Consider the following 15361-nt stretch of genomic DNA (forward strand, 5'->3'; position numbering starts at 1 on the left):
CCGTGACCGACCAGACCGCACTCCAGTACACCGCCGACCACGAGTGGCTGCTCGTCGAGGGCGACACCATCACCGTCGGCATCACGGACCACGCCGCCGAGCAGCTCGGTGACGTCGTCTACGTCGAGCTCCCCGCCGTCGGCACCGCGACGACCGCGGGCGAGCAGATCGGCGAGATCGAGTCGACCAAGAGCGTCGGCGAGCTCTTCGCCCCGATCGAGGGCGAGGTCGTCGCGATCAACGACGCCGTCGTCGACGCCCCGGACACCGTCAACCAGGACCCGTTCGGTTCCGGCTGGCTCGTCAAGATCAAGGTCGAGGGCACGTCGTTCCCCGAGGACCTCATGGACCACGACGCGTACCGGGCGTCCATCGCATGACGACCGCCGACCAGAACCTGCAGACGACGTTCGCCGACCGCCACATCGGCACGACGCCGGCCGACCAGCGGACGATGCTCGACGCCGTCGGCCAGCCGACGCTCGACGCCCTGGTGCGCGCCGCCATCCCGGAGTCGATCCACGCCGCCCCCGTCACCGACTCGGTCATCCCGGCCGCCGTCGGCGAGACCGAGGCGCTCGCCGAGCTCCGCGCGAAGGCCGGCCGCAACACCGTCCGTCGCGCAATGATCGGGCTGGGGTACCACGGCACCCACACGCCCGCCGTGATCCAGCGGAACGTGCTCGAGAACCCGAGCTGGTACACGGCGTACACGCCCTACCAGCCGGAGATCTCGCAGGGCCGGCTCGAGGCGCTCATCAACTTCCAGACCATGGTGTCCGACCTCACCGGCATGGCCACCGCCGGGGCGTCGATGCTCGACGAGGGCACCGCCGTCGTCGAGGGCATGCTCCTCGCCCGTCGCGCCTCCAAGGTGAAGGGCGACGCGTTCCTCGTGGACGCCGACCTGCTGCCGCAGACCCGGGCACTGCTCGACCACCGCGCCCACGCCGTGGGGATCGCCCTGCGCGAGTTCGACGCCGTCGACGGACCCACCGACGAGCAGCTCGACGGTGCCTTCGGCGTGGTCCTGCAGTACCCCGGTGCCTCAGGACGCGTCGTCGACCCGTCCGCCACCATCGAGCGCGTCCACGCCGGCGGGGGAATCGCCGTCGTCGCGGCGGACCTGCTCGCGATGACCCTCCTCGCCAGCCCGGGGGACCTCGGCGCCGACGTCGCCGTGGGCACGAGCCAGCGCTTCGGCGTCCCGCTCGGCTTCGGCGGCCCGCACGCCGGGTACCTCGCCGTCCGCGCCGGACTCGAACGGCAGCTCCCCGGTCGCCTGGTCGGGGTGTCCTTCGACGCCGACGGGCAGATGGCCTACCGGCTCAGCCTGCAGACCCGCGAGCAGCACATCCGCCGCGAGAAGGCGACGAGCAACATCTGCACCGCGCAGGTGCTGCTCGCGGTCATGGCCTCGATGTACGCCGTCTACCACGGGCCCGAGGGCCTTCGGTTCATCGCCGGCCGGGTCGCCCGCACGACCTCGGCGCTCGCCGCCATCGCACGCGACGCCGGCCTCGACGTCGTGCACGAGGCGTTCTTCGACACGCTGACCCTCCGCGCGACCGGGCGGGCCGAGGAGATCGTCGCGGCGGCGCAGGACGCGGACTACCTGCTGCACCAGGTCGACGCCGACACGTTCCAGCTGTCCGTCGACGAGACCACCACGCCGGACGACGTGACGGCCCTCGCCGGGGTGTTCGGCGCGGTGGACGCGACCGTCCCGGCCGCCGAGGCCGCCGTGCGTGACGCTGCCACGGGCCTCCCGACCGGTCTCGAGCGGACCAGCGACTACCTGACGCACCCCGTGTTCAGCGCGCACCGCAGCGAGACCCGCATGATGCGCTACCTCAAGCACCTCGCCGACAAGGACTACGCGCTCGACCGCGGCATGATCCCGCTCGGCAGCTGCACGATGAAGCTCAACGCGGCGACCGAGATGGCCGCGGTCACCTGGCCGGAGTTCGCGAACGTGCACCCCTTCGCACCGCGCGGCGACGTCGAGGGCTACCTCGACATGATCGGGGACCTCGAGTCCTGGCTCGCCGAGGTCACCGGCTACGACACGGTCTCGCTGCAGCCCAACGCGGGCAGCCAGGGCGAACTCGCCGGACTCCTCGCGATCCGCGGGTACCACCTGGCGAACGGCGACGACCAGCGCACGGTCTGCCTCATCCCGTCGAGCGCGCACGGCACGAACGCGGCGTCCGCGGTCCTGGCGGGCATGCAGGTCGTCGTCGTCGCGTGCGACGAGGACGGCAACGTCGACCTCGACGACCTCCGGGCGAAGACGACGCAGCACGGCGACCGCCTCGCCGCGCTGATGATCACCTACCCCTCCACGCACGGCGTCTACGAGCACGACATCCGCGAGGTCTGCGACGCCGTCCACGACGCCGGTGGCCAGGTCTACGTCGACGGCGCGAACCTCAACGCCCTGCTCGGGCACGCGCGGTTCGGGGACTTCGGCGGCGACGTCTCGCACCTCAACCTGCACAAGACGTTCTGCATCCCGCACGGTGGCGGCGGTCCCGGCGTCGGCCCGGTCGCGGCGAAGGGACACCTCGCGCCGTTCCTGCCCGGGCACCCGTTCGCCCAGCAGGCCGACCGTCGGACCGGCGCGACCGCGGCGGACGCGGACGGACGCCTCGCGCACGCCGGTGGTCCGGTCAGCGCGGCGCCGTACGGCAGCCCGAGCATCCTGCCCATCACCTGGACCTACGTCCGGATGATGGGACTCGAGGGGCTCACCCGCGCGACCGAGGCCGCGGTGCTCGGGGCCAACTACGTCGCCGCACGGCTCCGTGACGCGTTCCCGGTGCTCTACACGGGCGAGAACGGCCTCGTGGCGCACGAGTGCATCCTCGACCTCCGACCGCTGCGCGACACGACCGGCATCACCGTGGACGACGTCGCCAAGCGCCTCGTCGACTACGGCTTCCACGCGCCCACGATGTCCTTCCCGGTCGCCGGCACCCTGATGGTGGAACCGACCGAGAGCGAGGACCTCGCCGAGCTCGACCGGTTCGTCGACGCCATGCTCGCGATCCGTGCCGAGGCCGCGGCCGTCGAACGGGGCGAGTGGCCGGCGGACGACAACCCGCTCGTGCACGCGCCGCACACGGCGTCGTCGGTGATCTCGGGGGAGTGGGCACACGCCTACACCCGCGAGCAGGCCGTCTACCCCCTGCCGGGGATCAGCGCGCGGAAGTACTGGCCGCCGGTCCGCCGCATCGATCAGGCCTACGGCGACCGCAACCTGGTGTGCGCGTGCCCGCCGGTGGAGGCGTTCGCGTAACGCCCCGCGTCCTCGACGCACCAGCAGGACGACGGGAGGCCCGTGGCGGATCCGCCACGGGCCTCCCGTTCGTCCGTCCCGGCTACGCGGCCGGCGTGGCGGGCAGGTGCTGCGCCCACCACGCGAGGACGTGCTCGAACCGCTGCACCCGGTGCCAGGGGCGACCGGACCGCGAGAGCTCGTGGCCCTCACCCGGGAACACCAGGAACGAGGCGTCGACGCCCGCGCGCTTCAGCGCGACGAACTGGCGGTGGCCCTGCTCGATCGGGCAGCGCCAGTCCTCTTCCGAGTGCGCGACCATGAACGGGATCGTCACCTGGTCGGCGTAGGTCAGCGGGCTGCGGCGACGCTGTTCCTCGGGGTCGGCTCCGACGTAGGCGTCCGCGAAGAACCACCCGATGTCGGAGCTGCCGGCGAACGAGTCCCACGCGTTCACGGCCCGCTCGCTCCAGGCGGCGACGAAGCGCTCACCGTGGTGCGCGGCGACCCAGCTCGTCATGAAGCCGCCGTACGAGCCGCCCATGATGCCGACACGCGACGCATCGAGGTCGGGACGCTCCAGCGCGGCGTCGAGCAGGGCGAGCACGTCGTCCACGTCGACCGTGCCCATGGCGCCGATGACCGCCCGCCCGTGGTCCAGCCCGTAGCCGCCGGAGCCGCGCGGGTTGCCGATGACGACCGCGTAGCCGGCGCTTGCGTAGACCTGTGCCTCGTCGAAGAAGGCCCACGTGTCCTGGCCGAACGGCCCGCCGTGCACGACGCGGAGCACCGGGTGGGGGCCGTCGCCCTCGGGGAGCACGACCCAACCGTGCACGGGGGTGCCGTCCGCCGAGGTGCCGGTCAGCTCCTCGATGCGCCGCACACCGGGCGCGTCCGCGGCGTCGCGCAGACCCTCGGCCAGGTCGGTGAGGGGTGTGCCGGTGGTGGACTGCTCCGTCAGGTCGAGGACGAGGACCTCGCCGGGGGACTCCGGCGTCGCGGCCGTGGCGACCAGGAGGTCACCGTCGACGTCGAAGTCGGAGACGACCACGTGCCCGTCGAGGACGGCGGGGAGCTCGTCGAGCTGCAGCGGTCCGCCCGCGCCCGCCGGGACCCGACGGACGACCACGGTGCCACGGTCGAGCACGGCGACGAGGACGTCGTCGCCGTGCAGCACCGGGGCGCTCGCGACGTCGACGGTCTCGCGTGCGGTGCGGCGGACCGGGTCGGCTCCGGGCGTGACGGTCCAGAGCCCGGCCGGCTCGCCCACGAGCTGGCCGTCGCGGTGGGACGCCCCGACGTAGTGGATCGTGCCGTCGGCCGTCACGGTGCTCGAGGCGATCGAGCCCTCGCTGCGGACTGCCAGCGTCAGCGTGCCGTCGGTGGCGTCGACGCGGTGGAGGTCGTCGTCGTGGGTCTCGCGTTCGCCGAGGTCCCGCGGGGCGACGACGAGCAGGGCGTCACCCTCCGGGTACCAGGCCGGCGCGGAGAGCGAGCAGGGGGCGCTGGTGAGCGCGGCGTCGACGGGAGCGGCGTCGGGGTCGGTGACGTCGACGACCACGAGCTGCTGGGGTTTGTCGAGCAGGTAGCCCGTGCCGTCGACGTGGAAGTCGAGTCGGGTGACGAGGCGCGGAGCCTCGGCGTTCGGTGCGGGGCGACGGCTCCCGCCTGAGACCTCGGTGCCGTAGCGGCCCGGCTCCGGGAAGCGGGCGGTGACGGCCACACGGGTCGAGTCCGGCGACCAGACGGGGGTGCCGGCGCCGAGGGGGAGGGCGGTCAGGACCCGCGCTTCACCGCCGTGCACGGGTGCGACGGCGAGCTGGGGGCGAGCGGTGCCCTGTGCGTCGTCGACGGACCGGAGGAATGCGAGCCAGCGGCCGTCCGGCGAGAGGACCGGCGCCGAGTCGCGGTCACCGGACGTCCACCGCGTCGCGCCGTCGGCGGTGAGGCGCTCGACGGTGCTGCGGTAGGCGTCCTGGTCGAGGTCTGGCCGGGACACCGCGACGAAGGCGGCACCACCGTTCCGCGGGTCGCCGCTGACGGTCGGGGATGAAGGGACGAGGAGGTGGTGGATGTCGTTCGCGAGCACGGTGCCACGCTACGGCCAGACGTGCTCCGGTGTCCCGGGATCGCCACGAGGCGTTCCCCGAGCGTTCATCGCGTTGGCGGCCTGCCGCAAGACTGTTCAGGAAGCGTTGCGAGGTCAAGCGCACGCGTTGCGTATGGCAGCACGATGGCGCAAGTATCCACAGTCTCACGCAACGATCTGCCACACACGTTTCCGATGTGTAACAACTTCGTCGGAGATTTTGAGGCCCTTCCGACCCGCACCTATGGTTCTCGGGAACGCGCCGTGGAGCCTGCCTCCTGCACGTTCGATCACATTCCATCAGGAGGATCACAGAGTGAACATCACCAAGAAGCGGGGACGCCAGCTGCTCGGCGTCGTCGCCCTGGCCGGGGCGGCCGCGATCGCCCTCGCCGGCTGCACCACCTCTCCGAGTGCCAACGAGTCCGGTTCGGCGTCGAACAAGACCGTCACCGTCGCGCAGGTCAACGAAGTCACGTCGTTCAACTACAACACCCCCCAGGGCAACCTGGACATGAACGGCATGATCAACTACATGACCCAGCCGCAGTTCGTGACGCTGGGGTCGGACTACAAGATCACGCCGAACACCGACCTCGGCACGATGAAGAAGCTCAGCGACGACCCGCTGACGGTGAAGTACACGCTGAACAAGGACGCCAAGTGGTCCGACGGCAAGGCGATCACCTCTGACGACCTCCTCCTCGGCTGGGCGCAGGCCTCCGGCTACTACGACTCGGCCACGCAGGACGCCGATGGCAAGGTCACGAGCGGGACGCAGTACTTCTCCCTCGCCTCGGCCTCGCCGTTCAAGACGGACTACCCGAGCGACATCACGAAGACGTCGATCACGCTCAAGTACAAGGACCCGTACGTCGACTGGAACCTCGTCAACCCGATCCAGTTCCCGGCGCACGTCGTCGCGGAAGAGGCCGGCACGACGACCGACGACCTGCTGAAGGCGCTCAAGGACACCCCCGCCGGTGACCCCGCCAAGCCGGCCGCGGCGAACGAGACCCTCAAGAAGGTCGCCGACTTCGTCAACACGGGCTACGACAAGACCAGCCTGCCGAGCGACAAGAAGCTCCTCGTCTCCGGCGGCCCGCTCATGGTGTCCGCATGGACCCCGAAGCAGTCGATGACCCTCGTGCCGAACCCGGAGTACACGGGCGACCACAAGGTCAACTTCGGCAAGCTCGTCGTCCGCTTCATCGGTGACGCCAACGCCCAGGTGACGGCCCTCCAGAACGGCGAGGTCGACGCGATCCAGCCGCAGGCCTCCGCCGACACGGTGAAGGCACTCGACGCCGCCTCCGGCGTCAAGGTCATCGAGGGCGCGCAGGTTGCCTACGACCACCTCGACCTGAACTTCGGCGCGTCCGTGTTCAAGGACGAGAACGTCCGCAAGGCCTTCCTCCTCACCATCCCGCGTGAGCAGATCCTGAAGTCGATCGTCACCCCGGTCAACAAGAGCGCCAAGGTCCTCGACTCGCAGCTCTACCTGCCGGGCCAGAAGGGCTACGAGGACGCCGTCAAGTCGAACGACTCGGACGAGTACTCGAAGGTCGACATCGAGAAGGCGAAGGAGCTCCTGAAGGGCGCCACGCCGACCATCAAGATCCTCTACAACACCGAGAACCCGAACCGCGTGGACTCGTTCCAGGCGATCCAGGCCTCGGCGAAGAAGGCCGGCATCAAGGTCACCGACGGCGGCTCGCCGGACTGGTCCTCGCTCCTCGCGGGCGGCGACTACGACGCCTCCATCTTCGGTTGGGTCAACCCGGGTGCCGGCAACGCCGCGATCCCGCAGCTGTTCCAGACCAACAACTCGGGCAACTACAACAAGTTCTCCGACGCTGAGGCCTCGAAGCTCGCTGTCGAGACCCAGACCACGCTGGACGAGTCGAAGCTCGACACGATGAAGCAGAAGATCGACAAGATCGCCTTCGACCAGGCCTACGGCCTCCCGCTGTTCCAGAGCCCGGGGCTGTTCGCCACCGGTTCGAACCTGAAGGGCGTCGAGTACTTCGGCGGTCAGACGGGCATCTTCTGGAACGTCTGGGACTGGAAGAAGTGACCCTGACCGGTCGCTGATCAGCACCACACACGAGGGGGCGCCGGACTCGACGAGTCCGGCGCCCTCCCGTGAGCCGGGACCCTGACCGGCACCATCCACGCCGGAGACCCCGGCACCCGCCGCTGAGCGATGTCGAAGACGACCGCGACGCGGGACCCAGTACCCTTGCTGCTCGGGCCGCCCGATCGGACGACCAGCAGTACGTCCCACCACACCGGAGAGGCACCCATCGCCCATGGTGAGTTTCATCGCGAGACGGATCCTCGTCTCGGTCCTCATCCTCATCGCCGCGTCGTTCATCATGTACAACCTGGCGGCGATCGCGGGGAACCCCCTGCAGGACCTCCAGAGCAGCAACTCGCCGAACCGTGACCAGCTCATCGCTGCGCGGACCGCGGCCCAGCACCTCGACGTGATCCCGCCCCTGCGCTGGGGCATCTGGATCACCGGTGTCGGCAAGTGCGTGATCGGCCAGTGCGACCTCGGCACCACGTTCAGCAACCAGCCCGTGGCGGAACTCCTCCCGCAGGCGGTCGGCTCGACCATCCAGCTGGTGACGTTCTCGTTCATCCTGGCGATCATCTTCGGCATCGGCCTCGGCGTCGTCACCGCGCTCCGCGTCTACTCCGGCTTTGACTACTCGATCACGCTGGTCAGCTTCTTCCTCTACTCGCTGCCGTCCTTCCTGATGGCCGTGCTGCTGAAGTCGTTCATCGCGCTCGACTACAACAACTTCCTCGTCGACCCGAAGATCCCACCGGTGACCCTCGTGCTCATCGCCGTGATCGTCGGCCTCGTGATCCAGCTCGTGGTGGGCGGCACGCTCAAGCGGCGGCTCGTCGTGGGTGCGATCAGCGCCGTCGTGACCGCGGGCATGCTCCTGCTCATGCAGGCGACCGGGTGGTTCACGGACCCGTCGCTCGGCCCGGTCTTCGTGATCCTGTTCACGGCCGGCATCGGTCTCGCCATGGTCGCGCTGCTCGCCGGCACGAAGAACCGCCGCGCGTGGCTCGTCGCGGGGATCAACGTCCTCATCGCGATCATCAGCTACTTCGCGCTGCAGGGCCTGCTGAACGTGTCGTCCGGCGCGACGATCTTCATCCTCGCCGTCGTCACGGTGCTGGTGGGGCTCGCGTCCGGCTTCCTCGTCGGCGGGCACGACCGTGGGCTCATGATGCGCATCGGCGCGCTGACGGCCTTCCTCAGCGCCGGTGTCATCCTGCTCGACCGCTTCATGCGCTCGTGGATCGACTACACGCAGAACTACGTGTCGCGTCCGATCGCGACGGTCGGTTCGCAGACGCCGGGTCTGACCGGTGACTTCTGGATCTCCGGGCTCGACACCTACACGCACCTGCTGCTGCCGACGATCTCGCTGCTCCTGATCAGCTTCGCGAGCTACACGCGGTACTCCCGTTCGGGCATGCTCGAGGTCCTCGACCAGGACTACGTGCGCACCGCCCGCGCCAAGGGCCTGCCGGAGCGCACGGTCATCGTGCGCCACGCGCTCCGCAACATGCTCATCCCGATCGCCACGCTCGTCGCGACGGACATCGGCGCGCTGCTCGGTGGCGCGATCATCACCGAGCGCGTCTTCGCGATCTCGGGCATGGGCAGCCTGTTCAACAGCGGCCTGTCGATCACCGACGTGAACCCGGTGATGGGGTACTTCCTCGTCATCGCGATCACCGCGATCGCGTTCAACTTCCTCGCCGACCTGGCCTACTCGGCCCTCGACCCGCGGGTGCGCGTCCGATGACCGCGCCCCGGACCACGACCGTGTCCGGTCGCACCGTCCGTGCGACCGGTCACTCCACGGCAGTGCACCACCAGGAGGACAACCGATGAGCACCATCCAGGGCGGCGCACCGCTCGAACCCAACATCGGCGACGGCAGCGACGTCGGGACGACCCCGGACTCGCACGAGAAGCAGCTCGGCGAGAGCCAGGGGCGGATCATCCTCCGCCGCTTCCTCGCGAACCGGCTGGCGGTCGTGGCGCTCGTCGTCTACGTCCTCGTGCTGATCTTCGCCGTGTCCGCGGTCGGACTCGGTCCGATCCCGGGCTGGTGGCACTACTCGTACCAGAGCCTCGAGAACCTGCAGAACGGGGGAGCGCCCACGGCGGACCACCCGTTCGGGCAGGACCGCATCGGCAAGGACTACTTCGCCCTGACGATGCGCGGGATCCAGAACTCCGTGCTCGTGATGATCGTGATCGGGCTCTTCGCCACGTTCATCGGTGTCGTCGTGGGCGCGGTCGCCGGGTACTTCCGCGGCGTCGTCGACTCGGTGCTGATGCGCATCACCGACATCTTCATCGTCATCCCGGCTATCGTCATCGGCGCCGTGGTCGGCAAGACGGCCAACGGGCTGGGCGCCTGGGGCCTGGCGCTCCTGCTCGGCCTGGTGTCCTGGATGGTCATCGCCCGACTGGTGCGCGCCGAGTTCCTGTCGCTCCGCGAGCGGGAGTTCGTCGAGGCCGCGCGTGTCGCCGGTGCGTCGGACGCGCGGATCATCTTCCGGCACATCCTGCCGAACGCGATCGGCGTCATCATCGTCTCCGCGACGCTGCTCATCGCCTCCGCGATCCTGCTCGAGACGGCCCTGAGCTACCTCGGCTACGGCATCAAGGCGCCGGACTCGTCGCTCGGCCTGCTCATCAGCCAGAACCAGTCGGCGTTCCAGACCCGTCCGTACCTGTTCTGGTGGCCGGCGTCCTTCATCGTGCTGCTCGCGCTCTGCGTGAACTTCATCGGTGACGGTCTGCGCGACGCGTTCGACCCGCGTTCGAAGCGTTTCAGCCTCCGCAAGACGCGCGAGCCGCAGAACACCTCCGGCTCGGAGATGATCAGCGCGTGACGTCCCCCCGGGTCCTAGCGCGCCGCGACGGCGAACCAGCCGCCGACGGCGGTCGCCGCGAGCAGGGCGATCGACAGCCAGTGCAGGGTGACCGGCACGCGCACGCTGTCGGCCGTGCCCAGCTCGATGGCGCCGCGCTCGCGCAGGTCGTCCCAGCGGTGACGGACCAGGTACGCGGCGTCGCCGGACGCGGTGGACAGCAGGTCGCCCGCGCGGCGGTTGCCGTCCTCGGTGGCGGGGACGACACGGCCGTGTCGCTGGTTCTGTCGCTGCGCCAGGGCGACCCCGGCGCGGCCGGGCGCCGGAGCGGCCCACACGGCGACCTTGCGGTTCGGCGTGACGAGCGTCAGGGCGAAGCGGGTGTCGACGTGCACGAGCGCCGCCCAGGGCACGTGGACCGTGTGGAAGACGTTGACGACCTCGATGCCCTCGTCGGCCACGGTCAGACGCGGACGCCACAGGGCCACCCAGCCGAGCAGGACACCGAACGCCGTCGGCACGAGGGCGAGCGCGCGGTCCTGCCAGGTCGCGTCGTTCAGCACGGTCGTGACGAAGAGCAGGGCGACGATCAGCCAGAGCACGATCGCCAGTCCGCGGTTGAACTTGGACACGAACACATCGCGCGTCGTCGGGGTGGCAGGCATGCCTCCATCGTCGCAGGTCGGAGCCTCCACCTCCGACGCCTGCGTCCCCGCCGTCAGCGCTCCTCCATCACCACCCACGCGGTCGTCACGAGCGACCGGGAAAGGACCGGACGTCGTTGAGCACGCCCGCCTCCGCGGCCACCACCCCGGCCGCCACCAGCACCCCCGTCGTCAAGGTCTCCGGACTCGACGTCGACTTCGCGGTCGACGACGTCTGGACCCCCGCGGTCAAGCACCTGTCCTACGAGATCCAGTCGGGCGAGGTCCTGGCCCTCGTGGGTGAGTCCGGCTCCGGCAAGTCCGTGAGCTCGATGTCGATCCTCGGCCTCCTGCCCCGGAACGCCCGGGTCAACGGGTCGATCACGTTCCAGGGCACCGAGCTCCTCGGCCTGCGGTCGGCGCAGCTGCGCGAGTACCGCGGCAAGGAGATCGCGGTGATCTTCCAGGAGCCGATGACCGCGCTCAACCCGGTGTTCACCGTCGGGTCGCAGATCGTCGAGACGCTCCGCATCCACTACGGCATCTCGCCGAGCGAGGCACGCGTCCGTGCCATCGAGCTCCTCACCATGGTGGAGATGCCCGACCCGCAGAAGGCGTTCGACTCCTACCCGCACCAGCTCTCCGGTGGGCAGCGGCAGCGCGCGATGATCGCCCAGTCGATCTCCTGCGACCCGAAGCTCCTCATCGCCGACGAGCCGACCACGGCCCTCGACGTCACGGTGCAGGCGGAGATCCTCGACCTCATCCGTGACCTCGCCGCGAAGCTCGGCAGCGCCGTCCTGCTCATCACGCACGACATGGGCGTCGTGGCGGACCTCGCCGACCGCATCGTCGTCATGCAGCAGGGTGTGGCCGTCGAGACCGGCACGGTGCGTGACGTCTTCTCGGCGCCGCAGCACGAGTACACGCAGACCCTCCTCGACGCCGTCCCGCGGCTCGGTCAGGCCGGCGACGTCGTCATCGACCTCACCGAGACGCTCGAGGCGGTCGTCGAGCACGAGACCCCGGTGCAGGTCCACGAGACCCTCCTGCACACGGACGTCGTGCAGACGCTCGGTCCGGCCGTCCTCGAGTTCAAGGACGTCGTCATCGAGTACCCCGGTCGTGGCCGCGTGAAGGCGTTCCGCGCCATCGACGGCGTCGACCTGACCGTCCACGAGGGCGAGGTCGTCGGACTCGTCGGCGAGTCCGGCTCCGGCAAGTCGACCCTCGGACGCGCGGCGATCGGTCTCCTCCCGATCACGTCCGGCCAGCTCGACGTCACCGGCGTCGACCTGTCGAAGCCGACCCGTTCGCTCGTGCGCCAGGTGCACCAGAACGCCGGCATCGTCTTCCAGGACCCGTCGTCGTCGCTCAACCCGCGCATGACGATCGGGCAGTCGATCGGCGAGCCGCTCCTGCTCGGCAAGGGCATGAAGGGCCGCGAGCTCGAGCGCGAGGTCGAGTCCCTCCTCGAGGCCGTCCGCCTCCCCACGGCGTACTCGACGCGGTTCCCGCACGAGCTGTCCGGTGGGCAGAAGCAGCGCATCGGCATCGCCCGTGCGCTCGCGCTCCGGCCGAAGCTGCTCATCGCGGACGAGCCGACGTCGGCGCTCGACGTGTCCGTGCAGGCCACCGTGCTCGAGCTGCTGAAGGACCTGCAGCGCGAGTTCGCCTTCGCCTGCCTGTTCGTCACGCACGACCTCGCGGTCATCGACGTGCTGGCGGACCGGATCGCGGTGCTGCACCACGGGCACCTCGCCGAGGTCGGCACGCGCGACCAGATCCTCCGCGACCCGCAGGACCCGTACACGCAGCGGCTCATCGCCGCGGTGCCCCTGCCGGACCCGGACGTGCAGCGTGAGCGTCGCGAGCTGCGCCGTCAGATCCTCGCCGCGGGCGCGGACGAGTAGGTCCGTCCGCCGCAGCCGCACACGAGACCCCCGACGTCGGACGACGTCGGGGGTCTCGTGTGTCGGGGGCCGGCCGCGCTCGCTTCCGCGGTGTCGGTCTGGAGGCGCGGCTCGCCTCCGCCCCGCCGGTGCGGACTACAGCTGCGCGGCCGCCATCGTCGCGACGACGCCGAAGACGATCAACCCGACGATCGTCCACCCGTGCGCTCGGTGCGTGATCGGCGCAGCCGTCACGGTCGCCGGGGGTGGGCCGTCCTGGGTGGGCGCTGCCGGGACGAAGGCGCGCATGCGCTCGGCGGCGGCGTCGACGTCGAGGTGGGTGGCGCCTCCCGGCCGTCCCGCGACCACCGCGCTCAGGCGGGCGGTCCTGCGGGTCGCGAGCCAGGTGCGGCGGACGCCCTCGCTGGAGACGACCTCGATGCCGTACTTGGTGCGGACCTCGGTGACGCGGCGCCAGGTGTACGTGCTCGTCCGGCGGACGTCGACGATGCGGAGGTGTTCCGGCGTCAGCTCGAAGCGCGGGCGCCACAGGACCGCCCACGCGACGAAGGCGATGAAGAGGCTGGGGACGGGGGCGAGCCAGCGGACGCCGTCGCCGAGGAGTGCGAGGGGGAGGAGCGCGACGGCCGCGACCCACAGGACGACGGCGAGCGTGCGCATGCCGGGGGCGAGGATCGTGGTCACGCGGTCGAGCGTACGAGATACCGGCCGTCGGGAGCCGGGCGACCGCTGAGCGAGCGGGGCGACGTGCCGACCCTCGGGCAGCAGGGCAACGCCCGGAGAGCCGTGCAACGAGATGCCGACCCTCGGGCGGCAGGGCAACGCCCGGAGAGCCCGGAGAGCAACGAGATGCCTCCCCGGGAACGCCCGGAGAGCGGGTGTGACACACCGTCGCGTACCTCCGGACGACCCGATTCCCCGGGGAGGCAGATCCGTGGATCGCTCGTCGGGTCAATGGTCCTCGTCCCCCCGTTCGGGTGTCAATACCCCACGAGGTCTTTTTCCGAGGATCGCCACGCCGTGTCCGCGCATCCGCGTGCGCGTGCCGTCGGACGGCTCACGCCACGAGGAGCTCGATCTGCGCGCGGATCGTCTCGGCCTTCGGGAAGCGGAGTCCGACCAGCCCGACGTGCCGCCACCGCACCACGCCGTCGGGCCCGATCACGAACACGGAACGTCGCAGCCCGATGCCGGGAGCCTGCACGCCGTACGCGCGGGTGACCTCGCCGCCGGTGTCGCTGAGCAGTGGGAAGGTGAGGGAGGACCCCCGCGCGAAGGCCTCGTGCGAGTCGAGGGCCTGCGGGCTGACGCCCCAGACGACGGCACCGAGGTCCCCGAAGTCGTCGAGCTCCTCCTGGTAGCTGCACAACTGTGCGGTGCACACCGGGGTGGCGTCGCCGGGGTAGAAGGCGAGGACCAGGGTCCGGCCGATCTCGGCGGACAGGGCGTACTCGTCGTCGGTGCGCAGCCCGTCGCGCACGATCATGCCGGGCAGGGTGAAGCGCGGCGCGGGGTCGCCCACCTCGGGGATGCTCATGCGGCCACGCTAGGGCCGGGCGATCGGCGCGGCGCGACGGCGCGCTGTGGGTTGCCTGTGGCTTCGGCGGACCGGGGTCGCGGCGGTCCACCGCATCGCCGACGCCCGAACGGGGGTGGCCGGAGCCGCAGGGTGGCGGACGCCGGAGCGGCGGGGAGCCGGAGCGGCAGCGCGCCGTGGCGGTCGCGCGTCGGTCAGCGGAACAGCGCGGGGAAGGCGTGGGCGACCCAGGGGTACCCGACGAACACGGTGGCGTCGAGCAGGCAGTGCGTGATGACGAGGGGGAGGAGCCGGCCCCACCTCGTGTAGATCCAGCCGAAGACGACGCCCATCACGGCGTTCCCGACGAACGCGCCGAAGCCCTGGTACAGGTGGTAGCTCCCGCGCAGGACCGCGGTGGAGAGGATCACCTGCCAGCGCCCCCACCCGAGACCGCCGAGACGTTCGTAGAGGTACCCGACGACGATCACCTCCTCCTGCAGTCCGGAGCGCACCGCCGAGAGCAGCAGGACGGGGATCGTCCACCAGTACGAGTCGAGCGCCGCCGGGTCGACGTTCACCGTGAAGCCGAGCGCTCGGCCGGTGAAGTACAGCGCCAGCCCCGGGATCCCGATGCCGAGCGCGATGAGCGCGGCGCCACCGAGGTCGGGACGGGCACGGAACCGGTCGATGCCGAGGCGGCCGAGGTGCGGTCGGGTCGTGCTCCAGAGCAGGAAGCACACCAGCGCGACCGGGGCGAGGTCGACCGCGATGCCGACGAGCTGCCGCGCGAGGTCGACGTACTGCACGGTCGTCGTCGACGTGTTGAGCGCCGTCGACTGCTGCCCGAGCGGCGTGGTCTGCGACAGGTCGTCGATGATCTGGAGGATCGAGTACAGCGCACTGCCGCCGAGCGACAGCATGAGGACGATGGTGATCTCGACCCACGTTCGCCGACGGCTCATCGTGCGTACTCCTGTCGGTTGCGAACTACCGGTAGAC

Annotated in this window: 11 protein-coding genes; 6 read left to right on the forward strand and 5 right to left on the reverse strand. The window is 70.4% G+C overall.

Annotated elements, in window-relative coordinates:
- Positions 1-2 precede the first annotated feature (2 nt).
- Together gcvH and gcvP are read left to right on the forward strand one after the other, a co-directional pair.
- Complete coding sequence (gene gcvH / locus AAEP86_RS08420) at positions 3-380, forward strand: glycine cleavage system protein GcvH (protein WP_420370093.1); 378 nt, start codon at positions 3-5, stop codon at positions 378-380.
- On the forward strand, positions 377-3301 hold the full coding sequence (gcvP, locus tag AAEP86_RS08425; RefSeq protein WP_420370094.1) for an aminomethyl-transferring glycine dehydrogenase: 2925 nt from the start codon (positions 377-379) through the stop codon (positions 3299-3301). The genes gcvH and gcvP overlap by 4 nt, the downstream gene beginning before the upstream one ends.
- 82 nt (positions 3302-3383) lie before the next feature.
- Here gcvP and AAEP86_RS08430 read toward each other — a convergent pair whose 3' ends face one another.
- Positions 3384-5369, reverse strand: a complete 1986-nt coding sequence (locus tag AAEP86_RS08430) for a S9 family peptidase (protein ID WP_420370095.1) — start codon at positions 5367-5369, stop codon at positions 3384-3386.
- Between the two features lie 316 nt (positions 5370-5685).
- Between AAEP86_RS08430 and AAEP86_RS08435 the strand changes: the two genes are divergently transcribed.
- From AAEP86_RS08435 to AAEP86_RS08445, 3 genes are all read left to right on the forward strand, one after another.
- Entirely contained in the window at positions 5686-7446 is a 1761-nt protein-coding gene (locus AAEP86_RS08435; RefSeq protein ID WP_420370096.1) for an ABC transporter family substrate-binding protein, read from the forward strand.
- 235 nt (positions 7447-7681) lie between these two features.
- Positions 7682-9205 (forward strand): ABC transporter permease, encoded by a 1524-nt coding sequence (locus AAEP86_RS08440; protein WP_420370097.1) that lies wholly within the window; start codon positions 7682-7684, stop codon positions 9203-9205.
- 85 nt (positions 9206-9290) lie between these two features.
- Entirely contained in the window at positions 9291-10307 is a 1017-nt protein-coding gene (locus tag AAEP86_RS08445) for an ABC transporter permease (RefSeq protein ID WP_420370098.1), read from the forward strand.
- A 14-nt stretch (positions 10308-10321) separates the two neighbouring features.
- On the opposite strand, the gene AAEP86_RS08450 is transcribed toward AAEP86_RS08445, so the two are convergent.
- On the reverse strand, positions 10322-10951 hold the full coding sequence (locus AAEP86_RS08450) for a PH domain-containing protein (RefSeq protein ID WP_420370099.1): 630 nt from the start codon (positions 10949-10951) through the stop codon (positions 10322-10324).
- Positions 10952-11067: 116 nt separating this feature from the next.
- On the opposite strand from AAEP86_RS08450, the gene AAEP86_RS08455 reads away from it, so the two are divergent.
- The gene (locus AAEP86_RS08455; RefSeq protein ID WP_420370100.1) at positions 11068-12843 is read left to right on the forward strand and encodes an ABC transporter ATP-binding protein; all 1776 of its coding nucleotides are present in this window, start codon (positions 11068-11070) and stop codon (positions 12841-12843) included.
- Between the two features lie 135 nt (positions 12844-12978).
- Here the strand turns inward: AAEP86_RS08455 and AAEP86_RS08460 are convergent, their stop codons facing one another.
- The 3 genes from AAEP86_RS08460 to AAEP86_RS08470 all read right to left on the reverse strand — a co-directional run bounded on the left by AAEP86_RS08460 (position 12979) and on the right by AAEP86_RS08470 (position 15324).
- Positions 12979-13527 carry a hypothetical protein gene (locus AAEP86_RS08460; protein ID WP_420370101.1) on the reverse strand — a complete coding sequence of 183 codons (549 nt, stop codon included), beginning with the start codon at positions 13525-13527 and terminating at the stop codon, positions 12979-12981.
- 373 nt (positions 13528-13900) lie between these two features.
- On the reverse strand, positions 13901-14380 hold the full coding sequence (locus AAEP86_RS08465) for a peroxiredoxin (protein ID WP_420370102.1): 480 nt from the start codon (positions 14378-14380) through the stop codon (positions 13901-13903).
- A gap of 194 nt (positions 14381-14574) precedes the next feature.
- Positions 14575-15324, reverse strand: coding sequence for a CPBP family intramembrane glutamic endopeptidase (locus AAEP86_RS08470; protein ID WP_420370103.1), 750 nt, complete (start codon positions 15322-15324; stop codon positions 14575-14577).
- Positions 15325-15361: the final 37 nt, after the last annotated feature.

This window comes from Curtobacterium sp. L1-20 (genome assembly GCF_048755855.1).
Classification (GTDB): Bacteria; Actinomycetota; Actinomycetes; order Actinomycetales; family Microbacteriaceae; genus Curtobacterium.